Genomic DNA, 16,166 nt, shown 5'->3' on the forward strand with positions numbered 1-16,166 from the left:
TACGTTAGCAGGAGAACGTCCGTCTGCGCCGGCCAAAGTATCTCGACCACAGCAGTAATCAAATTACGTTGGCGGTAAAGATGCTCTAGCCGGCGCAGACGGACGTTCCATGTTCATGCTTACTCATCGTGCCCAGTGCTGGCCGTGTGCGGCGCGTTCTGCAACTGGGTTTCCTCCGCCTTCAGGCGTTGCTTTTCCTCTTCCGATAAAGTCTTCGGCATGATGTCTAGGTCGGGCTGACCGGCGTCTACCCAGCAGGTGTACCAGATAGCGCCGACCAATTGCATGGCTCGCCGCATTTGGCGCTCTACTTGCCCGTGCAAGCGCGCGTGATACGCGCGACTAAAGTCGCGACTATAGGTGCGCACGGTTTGGTTGTTACGCTCCTCGAAGCCAAACTTCCGGTCTTCTGGAAAACTAGCTGTCAACTCTTCCTCGAAGCACAACACCGAATCGACGGCCGCGTGGGACCGTGCCACGGCTTGCCAGATGGTCTTTGTCGGATTATCCAGGTAAGGCGCAGGCCCAGTAAAAAAGTCGTAGTTATTACTCAATAACTCAGGCAACCGGCTTTCCCAAAGCCCATGTATCCCGCGCTGGCCGCTGAGCTGACCGTTGTAGTTGCGGGTGGTGTGCAGCGGCACGCAGGCGTCGGCCACGTAATGACCTAGGTCGGCTGAGAGATGCAGAATCCGGTCGGTGTCGTGCACGCGGAAAGCTTCGGTAAGCTGGTACTTCATACGCGTCACCTGCCAGGGCACGATGCCATGGCGCAGCAAGGAATCTTCGCCATGCTCGGCCACCGCGTCGGCGTAACTGCGCGGCAGCTGCGACAACGCGTTAGGACCATACACGTCGGCGTCGATGAAGTGCCGCGCCGCCTCACCCGGCACCACACTACGGCGCTGATCGGGCCGCGTAGCATTATCCGTTAGATACGTGATGTTGGCCTTGTAAAACCCGATCATTTCCGGTGGCAACGTGAACACAGCCAAGCGATTGATGAGCCGATGCCCAAAGAAGCCCCACGCCTGCGGCTGACGCGGCACGACCCACAAGGCAATACATAAGAATAAGGTGAATAACTTTTTCAACAGAGAACAATAGGAATAAAAGATACAACAGCTGACCTAGCTGGCGCCAGCCTACCCTTTGTCTCCGTGCAAGAACTATACAATAAAAACGCGTCTGCTTTGCCTAGTTCGGCAAAACAGACGCGTTGAAAAAACCTAGGTTTGGCGCCTAGCGCCGGCCCGCTGGTACGGGAAATTTCATCCGATAGTCCGCACTTACGTCACCTTTGCTGATACGGCTGAGCTTACCTTTGATCAGCTGTTTCTTGAAGCCGGATAAGTGGTCAGTAAACAGGACTCCGTCTAAGTGGTCGTACTCGTGCTGAATCACGCGGGCGGTCATGCCGGAGAAGGTATCTTCGTGTTGCACGCGGTTTTCATCCTCGTAGCGCAGCACGATGGTTTCGGGTCGGTACACCGTTTCGCGCACGCCCGGAATGCTCAGGCACCCTTCTTCAAAGCCCCACTCCTCGCCAATTTCGTCTATAATTTCGGGGTTGATAAAGGCACGCTTCACCGCCATGGCCGTCGGAGCTAGCTGCACTTTTTCGCCAGTTTCCTCGTCTTCGTCGTCAATCATCGGCCCCGAGTCAATAACAAACAAACGCAAGCTTTTTGCAATCTGTGGCGCAGCTAAGCCCACGCCATGCGCCGAATACATAGTAGCAAACATATCTGCGACAAGCTGTTGTAGCTCATCGGCCGGGAAGTCAGCGGGAACCGCTTTGGCGGGAGTTTTCAGCACCGGATCGCCGAAAGCAACAATGGGGTAAATCATCGGGAATTAAGAAAAGATTGCAAGATCAGAGTAGCACTCACGCGGTCTACGGTGGCTTTGTCGCGGCGGTCTTTCTTAGAAAGGCCACCAGCTAGCATGGCCTGGTGCGCCATGCGCGACGTGTAGCGCTCATCAATTTCGTGCACTGGGACATCGGGTAGTTCGCGCCGCAGACGACGTACTAAGCCAACGACGGCACTCGTTACATCAGTGGGTTCATTCAGTAATGTTCGAGGCATTCCTACTACGAGTGCAGCAAGTGGTTCGCGCGCATGATACGTCTTCACGTACGTCAATACATCTTGACTGTGAATAGTTTCGAGCGGTGTGGCAATGAGCTGTAGCGGGTCGGTAATGGCTAGCCCCACACGCTTGTTGCCGTAATCGATGGCGAGAATGCGGCCCATTACTTTATGCTACAAAAAAGCTGAGAGAATCTGTAAGCATGTCCAACAGACGTGCTTATCACATTGCAAAGATACGGGACCTAGGTAGAAAGCGGATGCCCGATTTTTATTACTGATGAGATCAACGACCTCGCCTGCTCATAGTTTAGACTAACCTAACCAGAATAATGTTTATTGTTTTTGTTATATAAAAAACAAGTAAATCAAGGCTGTAAAACCTGCCCACAACCTATGATTATTTCGATTAAATCATCCATTTTTTGGCCTTATTAGATAATATATTTCACTTTAGTATGAAATAGACTCTACTCAAATATACTAACCCGTTATCTTGGAAAAGTTTCAATATATTTGATTATAACTTCCTTTCTGTAAGCTCCTTCTGTCGCTCCGATCGTTACTCTTCCTAGGCCTATGAAAGCCGACCAGACTGCTCCACCATCACCATCCACCGTCGAACCTGCATCCCCGATTCGGAATTCACGGACGCAGGTGCGTCAACCGTTGCTGCTGGCGCTAGCCCTAGCTTGTGGTGTGTTGCTAGGCGCCAACCCTTTTCGGCCTTCCAATCAAAATCCCGACGGCACGGCCCGGGGCTACCTGAAGTTCAAGGAAATTCTGAGCTACGTCGACCGCGACTACGTGGACACCGTTGATGCCGAAGCACTTTCCGATTATGCTATTGGCCGTATGCTGGAGCGTTTAGATCCGCACTCGACGTTTATCCCGGCTAAGCAACAGCAGCAAGCTTCCGCTTTTCTGCAAAGTGATTTCGACGGTGTAGGGGTGGAGTTCAATATGTTCCATGATACTGTGACGGTCGTATCCCCCCTAGGTGGCGGCCCCGGCGAACAGGCCGGCTTGCAGCCCGGCGACCAGATCCTGCGCCTCAATGGCGAGCGGGTGTCTGGCGTGCAACTAACGATTGAGCGGATGGCCACGAAGATGCGCGGCCCGCGTGGCAGCATCGCACAATTAGTAGTGCGTCGGCGCGGCCAGAGCAAGCCGCTGAACGTGGCTGTCACCCGCAACCGCATCCCGAATAATTCGGTGGATGTAGCCTACATGGTTGACAACCAGACAGGTTATATCAAGATCAGCCGCTTTGCCACGGGCACGTACGACGAGTTTAAAAGCGCCCTCGGCGACTTACATCGGCAGGGTATGAGCCGCTTGGTATTAGATCTGCGCGGCAACCCTGGCGGCTACCTAGATCGGGCAACCAAAATTGCAGACGAATTTATCGGCGGCACACGCAAAATCGTGTACACCGACGGCAAAGGCGACCAGTATGACACCCAAACTTTCTCGCGGGTAGCCGGCGAGTTTGAAGAAGGCCCGCTCGTCGTGATGGTAGACGAAGGCAGCGCTTCCGCTTCCGAAGTTATTGCGGGTGCGCTACAAGACCACGACCGCGCCTTGGTTGTCGGCCGGCGCACCTTTGGCAAAGGCCTGGTACAGCAACCGATTACCTTGAACGATGGCTCAGAGCTGCGTCTGACGATTGCGCGTTATTATACGCCTTCGGGCCGTTGCATTCAGAAGTCATACAAAGGTGGCTACGAGGCGTATGAGCACGAGCTGAGCAGTCGCCAGCGCCACGGTGAGTTCTTTCACGCTGATAGCATCCACTTCGCCGATTCGCTCCGCTTCCGCACCGACCATGGCCGCACGGTATACGGCGGCGGCGGCATCATGCCAGACCTTTTCGTGGCCCGTGATACGTCGGCGTATTCAGCTTACTTCACACGCTTGCAGAGCCACAACTTAGTACGCGAGTTTGCACTAAATTTCTACCAGGAACACAAAGCAGAACTGGAAGGCTTGCGTTTTGAGCAGTTCAACGCGACCTTCCGCATCTCCGACCTTCAGCTACAAGCGTTGAGCGCACGCGCGCAGAAGGACGGAGTTAAGCTTGATGCTGTGGGCATGCGCCGGGCAGCACCGCTCCTGCGCACGCAACTTAAAGCTTATATTGCGCGGAGTGCCTACGGCAAAGCCGCTTACTATACTGTACTAAACGATCAGGACAAAGAAATGCAGCAGGCCCTGAATGCGCTGTCGAATACGAATAGCCTGCTAGCCCTCGGGCAAAAGTAGGAGCTAGCACTACTGTTAAAAGCACTAGGCTCCTGACGATAAATCGTCAGGAGCCTAGTGCTTTTTATTTACAGCTGTTTAGCGCAGGCCTACTGCCTGTTTATCAGCATCTTTATACGTAAACTTCTTGTCAACATTCGTGAAAGGCTGCCCATCTACTTCCGCATACGGATAGATGAAGTAGTTCAGCGGTTCGCCTTTCTGCGGCGGGCTGAGCACCAAGTCACGGCCGCGGCTAAACTCGACGCGGTTTTCATCGTGGGCACCGAAGAAGTAGGTGCGCTTATCCGGGTTTTTTGCTGCTTCGGAGGCGTCAATGGGTACCCAACCGGTCTCTTTCGTATAGAACTCGGCCCAGCAATGATAGCCTTTGATTTCACCGGCGCCGCGCTCGGGTGGCAGGGGAAAGCCGATACTGAAGCGAGCCGGAATACCTAAGCTCCGGCAGTAGCCAATGAAAATGGCGTGGAAATCGGTGCAGTTACCGCGGCGGGCGTCGCAGGCGTAGTAGATGTCGCCGCGGCCCCAGCCCTGGCCGGTTTTGTCGTACTTCACCGTTGATACAACGTGGTTGTAAACCGCCTGCGCTTTCTCCAGATCGGTTTTAGCATTGGCTTTGGTTACTACTTCCGTGGCCCATTGCTTCACTTTAGCATCGAGCGGCACGAGGCGGTCGGCGGCTAGCCAGCGCTGCATGTTGGGGTCTTGGTCTTCTGAGGCTAGCTTTTGATTTTTCTTACCACTGAGCATGGGGTTCTTGTGCTCACGGCGCACAGCATCGAAATGCATCGTTACGGCAATGGGCGTTTGCGGCGGATTACTCACCTTCAGATGCAGGATCTGGTTGCCGTATTCTCCTGTTACTACCTCATACGGGTAAGGAGACGTAATTTTCAGAGCTTTGATATCCTGCGACTTATCAGCGTGTGGCACTGGAAGCCACAGGTTTGCTTCCTTCGCGCCAGCAGGTATATCATGCACGGTGGCCGTGTACTCGAAAGCAAAAGCGCGCGTGGCAGGCGGTGGAGAACTCTGACGTTGAGCCTGCGCCGCTGAACCTAATAGGCTGCCGGCCAAGCACAAGCTAGCCATTGCCCGCCGAGGGGCTTGGCGTAAAAACCAGGAAGGTGTTTGCATGAGCGAGGGGTTTGATTTCGCCTGTCTCAATCAGGGAGACCGTCTGCACCCGATATCGCCAACAGGCTCGTTCCCACAGGGAATTCTAAGCGACAGTCAAAGGTACGGCTGTAAGCGGCAAAAGGTCATCTAAATAAGCTAGTCGTTACGGATGCAAGCGCTAGGAACATTCAGCTGAGAAGCAAATCTTTACATACACCCACCCTTACTACCCACCCCCATGTCGTACTACCACCGCCTCGGCCAGATTCCGCGCAAGCGGCACACCCAGTTCCGACAACCCGACGGCTCCTTGTACTCGGAGCAATTGGTTGGCACCCTAGGTTTTCACGGTGTATCGTCGCTGCTCTACCACCGGCACCCACCCACCCAGATCAAGGCCGTGGGAGAGCCTATTCCATATGGCCCGAAGCTGCTGCGCGACCGGCCGCTGCAACCTAGCCACCTGCGCACCCTAGCCCAAACCACCACCGGCGGCGACTACCTCCAAGCGCGTCAGACCTTGATTGCCAACGCCGATGTGACCATGAGCATCTGCAATCCTTCGGAAAAGCAGATGACATATTACTACAAAAACGCCTTGGCCGACGAAGTGATTTTCGTGCACGAAGGCCGCGGTGAACTATGGAGCCAACTCGGCAAAGTCAGCTTCGAACCCGGCGACTACATCGTGATTCCGCGCACGATCATCCATCAGTTGCACTTCGAGGAAGGGCCAGTGCGGCTGCTGATCATTGAGTCGTTCAGCCCGGTAGAAACGTGCCGACGCTACCGCAACCACTTTGGGCAGCTGCTGGAACATTCGCCGTATTGCGAACGAGATTTGCGCCCACCGCACGAATTAGTAACCGACGATGAGCAAGCCTCGGGCGAATACTTGCTCAAGGTCAAGAAGGAAGGCTACTTGCATCAGCTCACCTACGGCCACTCGCCGTTTGACGTGGTAGGTTGGGACGGATATTTTTACCCGTATACATTCAGCATCCACGATTTTGAGCCGATTACGGGCCGCTTGCACCAGCCGCCACCCGTGCACCAGACGTTTGAAGGGCACAACTTCGTCATTTGCTCCTTCGTGCCGCGGCTGTTTGACTATCACCCACTGAGCATTCCGGCACCCTACAACCATTCCAACGTCGACTCTGATGAGGTGTTGTACTACGTAGCCGGCAACTTCATGTCGCGGCGCGGCGTGGACCTAGCTTCGTTCACAGTGCACCCAAGCGGCATTCCGCATGGCCCGCACCCCGGTACGGTGGAAGCTAGCCTCGGCAAAAAGGAGACGCACGAGCTAGCCGTGATGGTCGATACGTTCCGGCCTTTATATCTGACGGAAGCGGCGCTGCCTTACCTCGATGAGCGATATGCAATGAGTTGGAATCCCGACTTTGTACTAGACCCACCACGCTCGGCTGATATGATGGATTAAGGAGCCTGGCTCCTTGCAGTGCAACAGGATGGATTTTAGAGTAGTCCGACAACTCGGCAAACTATTTGGTTGACGAGCTTCGTACATCTCTAAAATCCACCTATATGAAAAAAATACTGTTACTCACTTCTGTTGTCGCCTTGCTGCTAGCGGCAAGCTGCAAGAAAATTGACCAACTGCTCACTTTTTACATCGAGGACACGCAGAACATCAAGGTGGCCGCTAGCTCGCCCCTAGGCCTCAACATGCTTTCTCCTGTAGCGGTACCGACGCAGTCGAGCCAAAAGTTTGCAAATAACAATACGAGCGCCGATTTGGTGAAGGATGTCAGCCTCAACAAGCTCACGCTTGCCATTGCAGACCCCAACACGGAGAATTTCGACTTTCTGAACAGTATTGAAATCTACATCAGCACGAATTCGAGCGACCAGATTTTGCTAGCTTCCCTGAGCGACATTCCTAAAGGCGTGCAGACCATCACGCTAAAAGCCACCGGCGCTAAGCTTGACAGCTATATCAAGGCCAGCAGCTACACGCTCACCACCAAGGCAAGCGTTGCCAAGCTCATCAGCAAGGATATAACCATCCGCTCCGACTCCCGCTTCAAAGTGACAGCTGATCCGTTGTAATTATCGAATCAACTACAAATAAAAAGGCGCTCAAACCTAGGTTTGAGCGCCTTTTTATTTGTCAGAAGACCTAGGTTCTACTTTAGCATCTCGTGCAACACCGTCTGCATGGAGAAGACGCGGTTGCCAGCTTCTTGCACCACCAGCGAGTTGAGCGAATCCAGCACAGCATCGCCAACTTCCACATTGCGGCGCACAGGTAGGCAGTGAATGAACTTGCCGTTGTTGGTGAGGGCCATGTGCTGCGCATCTACCATCCAGCTCGGGTCTTGGCTGATTACTTGGCCATAGTCGCGGTAGCTGCTCCAGTTCTTGGCGTACACGTAGTCAGCGCCTTCCAGAGCTTTCTTCTGGTCGTACTCGATGCGGGCGCCTTTGGTGAACTGCTCGGCTAGCTCGTAACCTTCAGGGTGGGTGATAACAAAGTCTACCCAATCGACTTCTGAGAACCAGTCAGCGAAGGAGTTGGGCACGCACTGGGGCAAGGCGCGCACGTGCGGAGCCCAGGTCAGGACCACTTTCACGCGCTCGGTTTGCTTGGTTTCGGCAACCGTAATTAGGTCAGCGAACGACTGTAGCGGGTGTAGCGTCGCGCTTTCCAAGCTGATAACGGGCACCGTGGCGTACTTCAGAATCTTATTGAACGTTACCTCATTGTAGTCTTCGTCTCGGTCTTTCAGGCCTGGGAAGGTGCGCACGCCTAGCACGTCGCAGTACTGGCTCATCACGGCAATGGCTTCCTTGATGTGCTCCTGCGTGGAGCCGTTCATCACGGCGCCATCGTTCATTTCTAGGGTCCAAGAATCCGCACCGGCGTTAAGCACCCAGGCTTGGGCACCTAGGTTGTAAGCGGCCTTGATGGAGCTCAAACGTGTGCGCAAGCTAGGATTGAAGAAGATCAGCCCGACGGTCTTGTTCTTGCCTAGGTGCTGGTAGCCGTAAGGGTTCTGCTTAATCTCTAGCGCCTTGCTTAGCAGAGCTTTGTAGTCGGGAACGTCGGCGAACGAGGTGAATTTTTTCATGGAATATGGCTGAACCTGTAGTACAGCTGAGTTTACTTATTTGATAACCATTCAGTCAATTCTTCTGGGCTAGGAAGCTTGTAGTACGCAATATCAGCGCACAACTTTTCTACTTCACTTTGGTCTTCTTCACCCTCTAGTTCATAAGAGAACATGTTGCTAAGAATCATACGAACAACAGAAGCTTCCTTGAATACTTTGTTCGCCTCAAACATATACGACAACGCCGCTGCTTGCTCTGCTTTATTGTCTTGGTATGTGCTACCTATTTGATCAAGGCATACAACCAACTTTTCCACAAAACACATGGCTTGTACAGCCTCTTTTTCTGGTAACGTCCTCATGTATTCGTTGCTACTTTTCTTTGATTCAAATAGGTACTGTCTAAAGAGCTAGCATATATTAAAAGACCGTCATGCTGAGCTTGCCGAAGCATCTCTACCGCTTCGTTGCATTTAGCCTGCCCAAGTCTGCAAATCAATTGGCTGCCACGTCGGATTGAATGCAGTAATTAACGCATCCTTCTTCTTGCGTGTCCAGCCTTTTAGCTGCTTTTCTCGCGCAATAGCTTGCTCTGCATCTGGACACTGCTCGAAGTACACCAGCAAATCCGCTTGGTAGCGACCGGTGAATTTGCCTACATCACCGCGGCCATTGCTGTGTTCATAAAGCCGACGTACGAGGTCATTAGTGACGCCGATGTAGAGCACAGTTTGAGTTGGGTTAGTCAGGATGTAGACGTACATGCTGCTACGTTGCGAAGAAAATAAGACCGTCATGTTGAGCTTGTGGAAGCATCTCTACCGCAATGTTAACCCTAGTTAAAAGGAAGTTACCACTGCGGTAGAGATGCTTCGGCAAGCTCAGCATGACGGTCTTTCTTAGGACGTGCTAGCTAGCGTTCTACTACGCCTCGACACTCACTGCTTGCGCTTTAAACTCCTTCCAGCTCTTGATGCTCAGATCTTCCATCTTCAGCGTGCAGAAGGCCTTGATAAAGGCTTTAGCCAGGCGGGCGTTGGTGATGAGCGGGATGTTGAAGTCGACGGCAGTGCGGCGGATTTTGTAGTCGTTATCCAACTCGCCCTTGGTCAGGTTCTTCGGGATATTGATGACCAAGTCGATTTTCCGCTCGCGCAGGTAGGTCAGGGCGTTGGGCTCCTGGAGTTCGTCGGGCCAGTAGACCAGGGTGCTAGGCACACCATTTTCAGTGAAGAAGAGGTGCGTGCCATGGGTGGCGTAGAGAGTATAATCATTCTGCACCAACAGCCGGGCGGCACCGAGCAAGGCTACCTTGGAGATGATGGGGCCGCTAGAAATCAGCACCGACTTCTTCGGGATGCGGTAGCCTACCGATAGCAACGACTTGAGTAGCGCCTCCTCGGCCGTGTCGCCTAGGCAGCCCACTTCGCCGGTCGAGGTCATATCCACACGTAGCACCGGGTCGGCGCCTTGCAGACGGGTAAAGGAGAATTGGGAGGCCTTCACGCCCACGAAGGGCAGGTCGTACACCAGCTCGCTCGCGTCGCGCTCCACGTGCAGGCCAAGCAACACTTTCGTGGCTTTCTTGATCAGGTTGTTGCCCGACACCTTGGACACGAATGGGAAGCTACGCGAGGCGCGCAGGTTACACTCGATGACGCGGATTTCGCCGTTTTTCTCCAGGAACTGAATGTTGAACGGCCCGCTGATCTGGAAGCGCTTGGCAATCTTCTCGGCAATGACCTTGAGCTTGCGCACCGTGCCCACGTATACGCGCTGCGGCGGGTAGTACATGGTAGCGTCGCCGGAGTGCACGCCGGCAAACTCCACGTGCTCGGAAATGGCGTACGACACGATGTCGCCCTTGTCGGCCACTGCATCCAGCTCGATTTCCTTGGCTTCCTGGATAAACTCCGACACCACCACCGGATACTCGGCGCTAACGGCGACGGCTAGCTTCAGGTATTCCTCCAACTCCTGCGGATTCGACACCACGTTCATGGCCGCGCCCGACAGCACGTACGAGGGGCGGATCAGGACCGGAAAGTTGACTTCTTTTACGAAGTCGTAGATGGCCTCCATCGTGGTCAGCTCGTTCCAACGCGGCTGCGCAATACCTAGCTCGTCCATGATGCTGGAGAACTTATGGCGGTTTTCGGCCTCGTCGATCTGGGCGGCGGCGGTACCTAGGATGGGCACTTGCGCTTGTTCCAAGCGCGTGGCGAGGTTATTCGGAATTTGGCCGCCGGTGGAGAGAATAACGCCAGTCGGGTCCTCAAACTCCAGGATGTCCATCACCCGCTCGTACGACAATTCTTCGAAGTAGAGCCGGTCGCTCACGTCATAGTCCGTCGAAACAGTTTCGGGGTTGTAGTTGATAATGATGGACTTGTAACCTTCTTCCGCCACGGTTTGCACGGCATTCACGCCGCACCAGTCGAACTCAACCGATGAGCCAATGCGGTACACGCCCGAGCCCAGCACCACCACCGACTTATCGGTTTCAGGCTCTAGGTCGTTTTCGGTGCCGTGGTACGTGGTGTACAGATAGTTGGTCTGGGCCGGGAATTCGGCCGCGAGTGTGTCAATCTGCTTTACTACGGGCAGCACACCGAGGGCCTTGCGGCGGGCGCGCACCGTTAGCTCATTGGTTTTTACGTCGCCCTGGCCGAGCAGCTTCACGGCTAGTTGTTGGTCGGAGAAGCCCATTTTCTTGGCTTCGCGCAACGTCTCGGTATCGAGGGCATCTAGGCCGCCGTTGTTGCGCTTCTCCCCTAGCTGGTTGCTCAGCTCATAAATGGAGTAGAGGCGCTGCAAGAACCACCGATCGATGCGCGTCAGCTCGTGCACCCGCTCGATGTCGTAGCCGGCCTCAAAAGCTAGGTTGATGGCGAAGATGCGCTCCTCGTTCGGTTCGCTCAGTAGATGGTCGATGGTATCGTTGTCGAGCTGCTCCGTCTCGTTGCCCACGAAGCCGCGCTTGCCGGTGTCCAGCATACGCAGGCCTTTCTGAATGGCTTCCTCGAACGACTTACCAATGGCCATCACCTCGCCCACGCTCTTCATAGCCGAGCCAATCTGCCGCTGCACGCCCGAAAACTTACCGAGGTCCCAGCGCGGCAGCTTCACCACGAGGTAGTCTAGGGCCGGCTCAAAGTAGGCCGAAGTCGTCTGGGTTACGCTGTTCTTCAGCTCAGCCAGCGAGTAGCCGAGGCTGAGCTTGGCGGCCACGAAAGCCAACGGGTAACCCGTCGCCTTCGACGCCAGCGCCGAGGAGCGTGACAGACGTGCATTCACCTCAATCACGCGGTACTCCTCGGAGTGCGGGTCGAGGGCGTACTGGATGTTGCACTCGCCCACAATACCTAGGTGGCGGATGGTCTTGATGCCGATGCTGCGCAGCTTATGATACTCACGGTTGCTCAATGTCTGCGACGGAGCCACCACGATGCTCTCCCCGGTGTGGATACCGATGGGGTCGAAGTTCTCCATGTTGCAGACGGTGATGCAGTTATCAAACGCATCCCGCACCACTTCATACTCCACTTCCTTCCAACCCTTCAACGACTCTTCCACCAAGATCTGGTCGGAAGTCGAGAAAGCCTTCGCAGCTAGCGCGCGTAGCTCGTCCTCGTTGTAGGCAAAGCCGCTACCTAGGCCGCCGAGCGCAAAGGCCGAGCGGATAATCAGCGGAAAGCCGATACGGTTGCCGGCCGCCAGCGCATCTTCAATGCTGGTTACAGCTTCGCTGCGAGCAGTGAGCACACCGATCTGGTCGAGCTTCGCCTTGAAGATGTCGCGGTCCTCCGTGTCGATGATGGACTGCACGGGCGTCCCGAGCACCTTCACGCCGTACTTCTCGAAGATACCGTCGCGGTACAAGGCCACGGCGCAGTTCAGGGCCGTTTGGCCGCCAAACGCAACGAAGATGCCGTCGGGCTTTTCCTTCTGAATGACGCGCTCCACGAAGTAAGGCGTCACTGGCAGGAAATACACGTCGTCGGCAATGTCATCCGACGTCTGCACGGTGGCAATGTTCGGGTTGATCAGGATGGTGCGGATGCCTTCTTCCTTCAGCGCCTTTAGCGCCTGCGAACCAGAATAATCGAACTCGCCGGCCTCGCCGATTTTGAGGGCGCCAGAGCCAAGGACCAGAACTTTGTTGGGTTTGTTCATTCTTGTGGTTGAGTAACAGACCAGCACGGTGGTCGTGTTAAAAAGCAGCCGCGCCAGGTTGGCTACAGCCTATTGCGTACGTGGGCAGTTTTAAGGTTTTCTACTTGGTAAAGAGGGTGTCGCTTTTCACTATTTTCCATTCGCCAGATGGCAGCATAGACATCCAGAGCTTGATGGTGGCGGTAGACCGCTCGCCTTCCAAGAGAAACCGGAAGACAAGCGAATCTTTTTTGGCACTCAGGTTCTCCACCTTGAAATTTCGGGCGGTTATCTTTCCGGTGCGGCTAGTTATCCTAGGCGAAACTCTAGCCGAACTCATCGCAGCAGTAATCAAGTCAGCAGGCTCACCTAGCACCGCTTTCATGAGCGTCCGCTGGCCCATGTTCTTGACAAAGTAGAACGTCGCAAAAGCCAGAGCGCCGAATAGTAGCACCCACCAGTTTTGCAAACTTCTACTTTTTGCGGGCATAAGAGCGTTGCGTTGGAGTGGCCAAAGTTAGCACGTCATGCTGAGCTTGCCGAAGCATCTTTACTGCTTTGTTGCTGCTCGTAGGATATGTTAATTTTCGTCGTCAACTAACCACCCTAACTCATCATTTACGGGTCGGGGCAATCTGCCTTCAAGCCACGTCTTCAAATCGTCAGGGGTGAAATCCTTATGCTTTGTCTCTATTACCCAAGATAGAAATTCTCGTGGGCCACCATTCATGTAAGGAGGAGGTGAAACTGGGTAAAAGCTAGTCGGTAAACGCTCATCTAACGACAAGCAATTAACGACGTGACCTAGCTCTTGCACCACTTGCCAAGCCAAAGGATGCTGAACGTCAATTCTGAACTTTACCCACCACAAACCTGCCTCGTCTGCTCCTTTGCCGAAGCTATCTTCAACAGCTGGTATCTGAGCCAGAAAGCTTACAAGCGCATCAAATGCACTGTCGTTCATGGATAAAGCAAATTTTAACGTTCATACGAAGCGGTAGAGATGCTTCGGCAAGCTCAGCATGACGGTCAGAGGTGTTGACGGGCTAAGACCTAGCTGCCTTGCTCAGCCTTGTGCTTCTCTACTAAGTCTAAGAACTGATCGAATAGAAACTCCGTGTCCTCAGGGCCGCCAGCGGCTTCGGGGTGGAACTGCACGGAGAAGAACGGCTTCGATTTGTGCTTGATGCCTTCGCAAGTTCCGTCGTTCAGGTTCTCGAATAGCATTTCCCACTCTTCGGGCAAGCCTTTCGTGTCCAGCGCGAAGCCGTGGTTTTGGGAGGTGATGTAGCACTGCTTGGTACCCGAAAGCAATACTGGCTGGTTGTGGCTGCGGTGGCCGTACTTCAGCTTGAAAGTATCGCCGCCGGCCGCTAGGCCCATGAGCTGGTTACCTAGGCAAATACCGAAGATGGGCTTCTCGGTGCCGTACGCCGTTTTCAGGTGGCTGATGGTGGGCTCGCAGGTTTTCGGGTCGCCGGGGCCGTTGCTCAGGAACAGGCCGTCGTAGTCGATGCTGTTGAAGTCGTAATCCCATGGCACGCGGATAAGTTCCACGTCGCGCTGGAGCAGGCAGCGAATGATGTTCGACTTCGTGCCGCAGTCGACGAGCACAATTTTATGCTTGCCGGTGCCGTAGCGTTGTACCTCGGGGATGCTCACGGCGTCTACCAAGTTGTCTTGGTTGGGGTCATGCATCTCAATGTCATCGGCGGCTACAATTTTGCCGAGCATAGCGCCCTTCTCACGCAGTTTCTTGGTCAGCAAGCGCGTGTCGACGTCGTAGATGCCGGGGATGTTGTACTCGGCCAGCCAGTCACCTAGGCTCTTGGCAGAGTTCCAGTGGCTGTGCTCCTCGGAGTAGTAATTGATTACCAGGCCGCTGATGTGAATCTTATCCGATTCAAACACCTTCGACACGTACTCGTAGAGCTCCTCGCCGGGCACGCCGTAGTTGCCTACCATGGGGTAGGTCAGCACTAGGATCTGGCCCTTAAAGGAAGGATCTGTGAGGTTTTCGGGGTAGCCGGTCATGGCCGTGCTAAATACCACTTCGCCCGCGGCCGAGGTGAAAGCCCCAAAGGATTTACCCTGGATTTCGGTGCCGTCTTCCAGCACTAGCTTCACTTGCTTAGTCAATGTTATATTGGCTGAATTGGGGAGGTTCCCCGTGGTCGTTGCTTGCAAAAATTAGCGCCACAAAGCTAGGGCATAAAACAATAACTCCCTTCCTCGGAAAAGGAAGGGAGTTATTGTTTTATGCTGGTTTAGCTTCTGCTTCTATGGCAATTAAAGCGTAAAGCGCCTGCAAAAACTGATTAACTTCTTCCTGCTTAATGTTGAGTGGCGGCAGCAAACGCAGTACCGTCGGGTCAGAAGCATTGCCCACGAAAATGTGGTGCTCTGTCAGCAGTTGGTCGCGCACATTCTTGATGGGGAAGTCATACTTCAACCCGACCATCAGGCCGCGGCCGCGTACTTCCTGGGCGTCGCCGTTGGCTAACAGCTCCGTTTTCAGGTACTCGCCCATTTGGCGAGCGTGCTCCAACAGGTTTTCCTGCTCAATGACTTCCAGCACCGCCAGCGCCGCCGCGCAAGCTAGGTGGTTGCCGCCGAAGGTAGTGCCGAGCAATCCGTACGATGCTTTGAATTCCGGTGAAATCAGGATGCCACCGATGGGGAAGCCATTACCCATACCCTTCGCCACCGAGATGATGCCCGGCTTAATACTCGCGTGTTGATGCGCGAAGAACTTGCCGCTACGGCCGTAGCCGCACTGCACTTCATCGGCAATCAGCACCACGCCATTGGCGCGGCACAGCTCATCCAGCCCTTGCAGAAACTTATCCGACGGCATGATGATGCCGCCCACGCCTTGAATCGGCTCGATGATAACGGCGCACGTCAGCTTCTCCTGTAGCACGCGCTCCACTTCCTCCAAATCGTACGGCAGGAAGGAAATAGAGTGATTTGCGTTGAACGGCGCTACAATTTTCGGATTGTCGGTAGCGGCTACCGCGCCGGAGGTACGGCCGTGGAAAGAACCTTTGAACGCAATAACGTGGCTCTTGCCGGTGTGGAACGAAGCTAGCTTCAGTGCATTCTCATTGGCCTCCGCACCCGAGTTGCACAGAAACAACGTGTAGTCGGGGTAGCCCGACACCTCCCCTAGCTTCTGCGCCAGCTCGCGCTGAATCGGGATGTGCACCGAGTTGGAGTAGAATCCGATTTTCTGCACCTGCTCCGTAAGGCGCTGCACGTAATGCGGGTGGCTGTGCCCGATGGAAATCACGGCGTGGCCGCCGTAGAAGTCCAAGTATTGCTGACCCTTATCATCCCACAGCTGCGCACCTAGGGCCCGCACCGGGGTGATGTCGTTGAGCGGATAAACGTTGAAAAGCTCCATTTTTCTTAGCGGTTAGCTACTGGCTGTTGGCTAGTAGCTTTTATGAGA

Annotated in this window: 15 protein-coding genes; 3 read left to right on the forward strand and 12 right to left on the reverse strand. The window is 54.4% G+C overall.

What is annotated here, in order from left to right:
- Window positions 1–119: 119 nt before the first annotated feature.
- The 3 genes from BXP70_RS01365 to ruvX form a co-directional block, all read right to left on the reverse strand.
- Entirely contained in the window at window positions 120–1,094 is a 975-nt protein-coding gene (locus tag BXP70_RS01365) for a zinc dependent phospholipase C family protein (protein ID WP_245849428.1), read from the reverse strand.
- A 148-nt stretch (window positions 1,095–1,242) separates the two neighbouring features.
- Entirely contained in the window at window positions 1,243–1,851 is a 609-nt protein-coding gene (gene def, locus BXP70_RS01370) for a peptide deformylase (protein WP_086592209.1), read from the reverse strand.
- The gene (ruvX, locus tag BXP70_RS01375; protein ID WP_086592210.1) at window positions 1,848–2,258 is read right to left on the reverse strand and encodes a Holliday junction resolvase RuvX; all 411 of its coding nucleotides are present in this window, start codon (window positions 2,256–2,258) and stop codon (window positions 1,848–1,850) included. The genes def and ruvX overlap by 4 nt, the downstream gene beginning before the upstream one ends.
- A 414-nt stretch (window positions 2,259–2,672) precedes the next feature.
- Between ruvX and BXP70_RS01380 the strand changes: the two genes are divergently transcribed.
- A complete protein-coding gene (locus BXP70_RS01380; protein WP_086592211.1) occupies window positions 2,673–4,358 on the forward strand; it encodes a S41 family peptidase in 1,686 nt (561 codons plus the stop codon).
- Window positions 4,359–4,436: 78 nt separating this feature from the next.
- On the opposite strand, the gene BXP70_RS01385 is transcribed toward BXP70_RS01380, so the two are convergent.
- Window positions 4,437–5,495 carry a transglutaminase-like domain-containing protein gene (locus BXP70_RS01385; protein ID WP_245849430.1) on the reverse strand — a complete coding sequence of 353 codons (1,059 nt, stop codon included), beginning with the start codon at window positions 5,493–5,495 and terminating at the stop codon, window positions 4,437–4,439.
- Between the two features lie 220 nt (window positions 5,496–5,715).
- Between BXP70_RS01385 and BXP70_RS01390 the strand changes: the two genes are divergently transcribed.
- Together BXP70_RS01390 and BXP70_RS01395 are read left to right on the forward strand one after the other, a co-directional pair.
- Window positions 5,716–6,924: a homogentisate 1,2-dioxygenase gene (locus tag BXP70_RS01390; protein WP_086592213.1), complete on the forward strand. Its 1,209-nt coding sequence runs from the start codon at window positions 5,716–5,718 to the stop codon at window positions 6,922–6,924.
- Window positions 6,925–7,028: 104 nt separating this feature from the next.
- On the forward strand, window positions 7,029–7,553 hold the full coding sequence (locus tag BXP70_RS01395) for a hypothetical protein (protein ID WP_086592214.1): 525 nt from the start codon (window positions 7,029–7,031) through the stop codon (window positions 7,551–7,553).
- A 77-nt stretch (window positions 7,554–7,630) separates the two neighbouring features.
- On the opposite strand, the gene BXP70_RS01400 is transcribed toward BXP70_RS01395, so the two are convergent.
- From BXP70_RS01400 to BXP70_RS01435, 8 genes are all read right to left on the reverse strand, one after another.
- Window positions 7,631–8,575: an N-acetylornithine carbamoyltransferase gene (locus BXP70_RS01400; protein ID WP_086592215.1), complete on the reverse strand. Its 945-nt coding sequence runs from the start codon at window positions 8,573–8,575 to the stop codon at window positions 7,631–7,633.
- 32 nt (window positions 8,576–8,607) lie between these two features.
- Window positions 8,608–8,919 (reverse strand): hypothetical protein, encoded by a 312-nt coding sequence (locus BXP70_RS01405; RefSeq protein ID WP_086592216.1) that lies wholly within the window; start codon window positions 8,917–8,919, stop codon window positions 8,608–8,610.
- A 111-nt stretch (window positions 8,920–9,030) separates the two neighbouring features.
- Entirely contained in the window at window positions 9,031–9,354 is a 324-nt protein-coding gene (locus tag BXP70_RS01410; protein ID WP_086592217.1) for a GIY-YIG nuclease family protein, read from the reverse strand.
- A 127-nt stretch (window positions 9,355–9,481) separates the two neighbouring features.
- Entirely contained in the window at window positions 9,482–12,733 is a 3,252-nt protein-coding gene (carB, locus tag BXP70_RS01415; RefSeq protein ID WP_086592218.1) for a carbamoyl-phosphate synthase (glutamine-hydrolyzing) large subunit, read from the reverse strand.
- Between the two features lie 100 nt (window positions 12,734–12,833).
- Window positions 12,834–13,202, reverse strand: coding sequence for a hypothetical protein (locus BXP70_RS01420; RefSeq protein WP_086592219.1), 369 nt, complete (start codon window positions 13,200–13,202; stop codon window positions 12,834–12,836).
- Between the two features lie 90 nt (window positions 13,203–13,292).
- Window positions 13,293–13,676, reverse strand: a complete 384-nt coding sequence (locus tag BXP70_RS01425) for a hypothetical protein (RefSeq protein ID WP_086592220.1) — start codon at window positions 13,674–13,676, stop codon at window positions 13,293–13,295.
- A gap of 89 nt (window positions 13,677–13,765) precedes the next feature.
- Complete coding sequence (gene carA, locus BXP70_RS01430; protein WP_086592579.1) at window positions 13,766–14,851, reverse strand: glutamine-hydrolyzing carbamoyl-phosphate synthase small subunit; 1,086 nt, start codon at window positions 14,849–14,851, stop codon at window positions 13,766–13,768.
- Between the two features lie 118 nt (window positions 14,852–14,969).
- Window positions 14,970–16,118, reverse strand: coding sequence for an aspartate aminotransferase family protein (locus BXP70_RS01435; protein WP_086592221.1), 1,149 nt, complete (start codon window positions 16,116–16,118; stop codon window positions 14,970–14,972).
- Window positions 16,119–16,166: the final 48 nt, after the last annotated feature.

Origin of the sequence: Hymenobacter crusticola (assembly GCF_002154225.1) — a bacterium.
Taxonomy (GTDB): domain Bacteria; phylum Bacteroidota; class Bacteroidia; order Cytophagales; family Hymenobacteraceae; genus Hymenobacter; species Hymenobacter crusticola.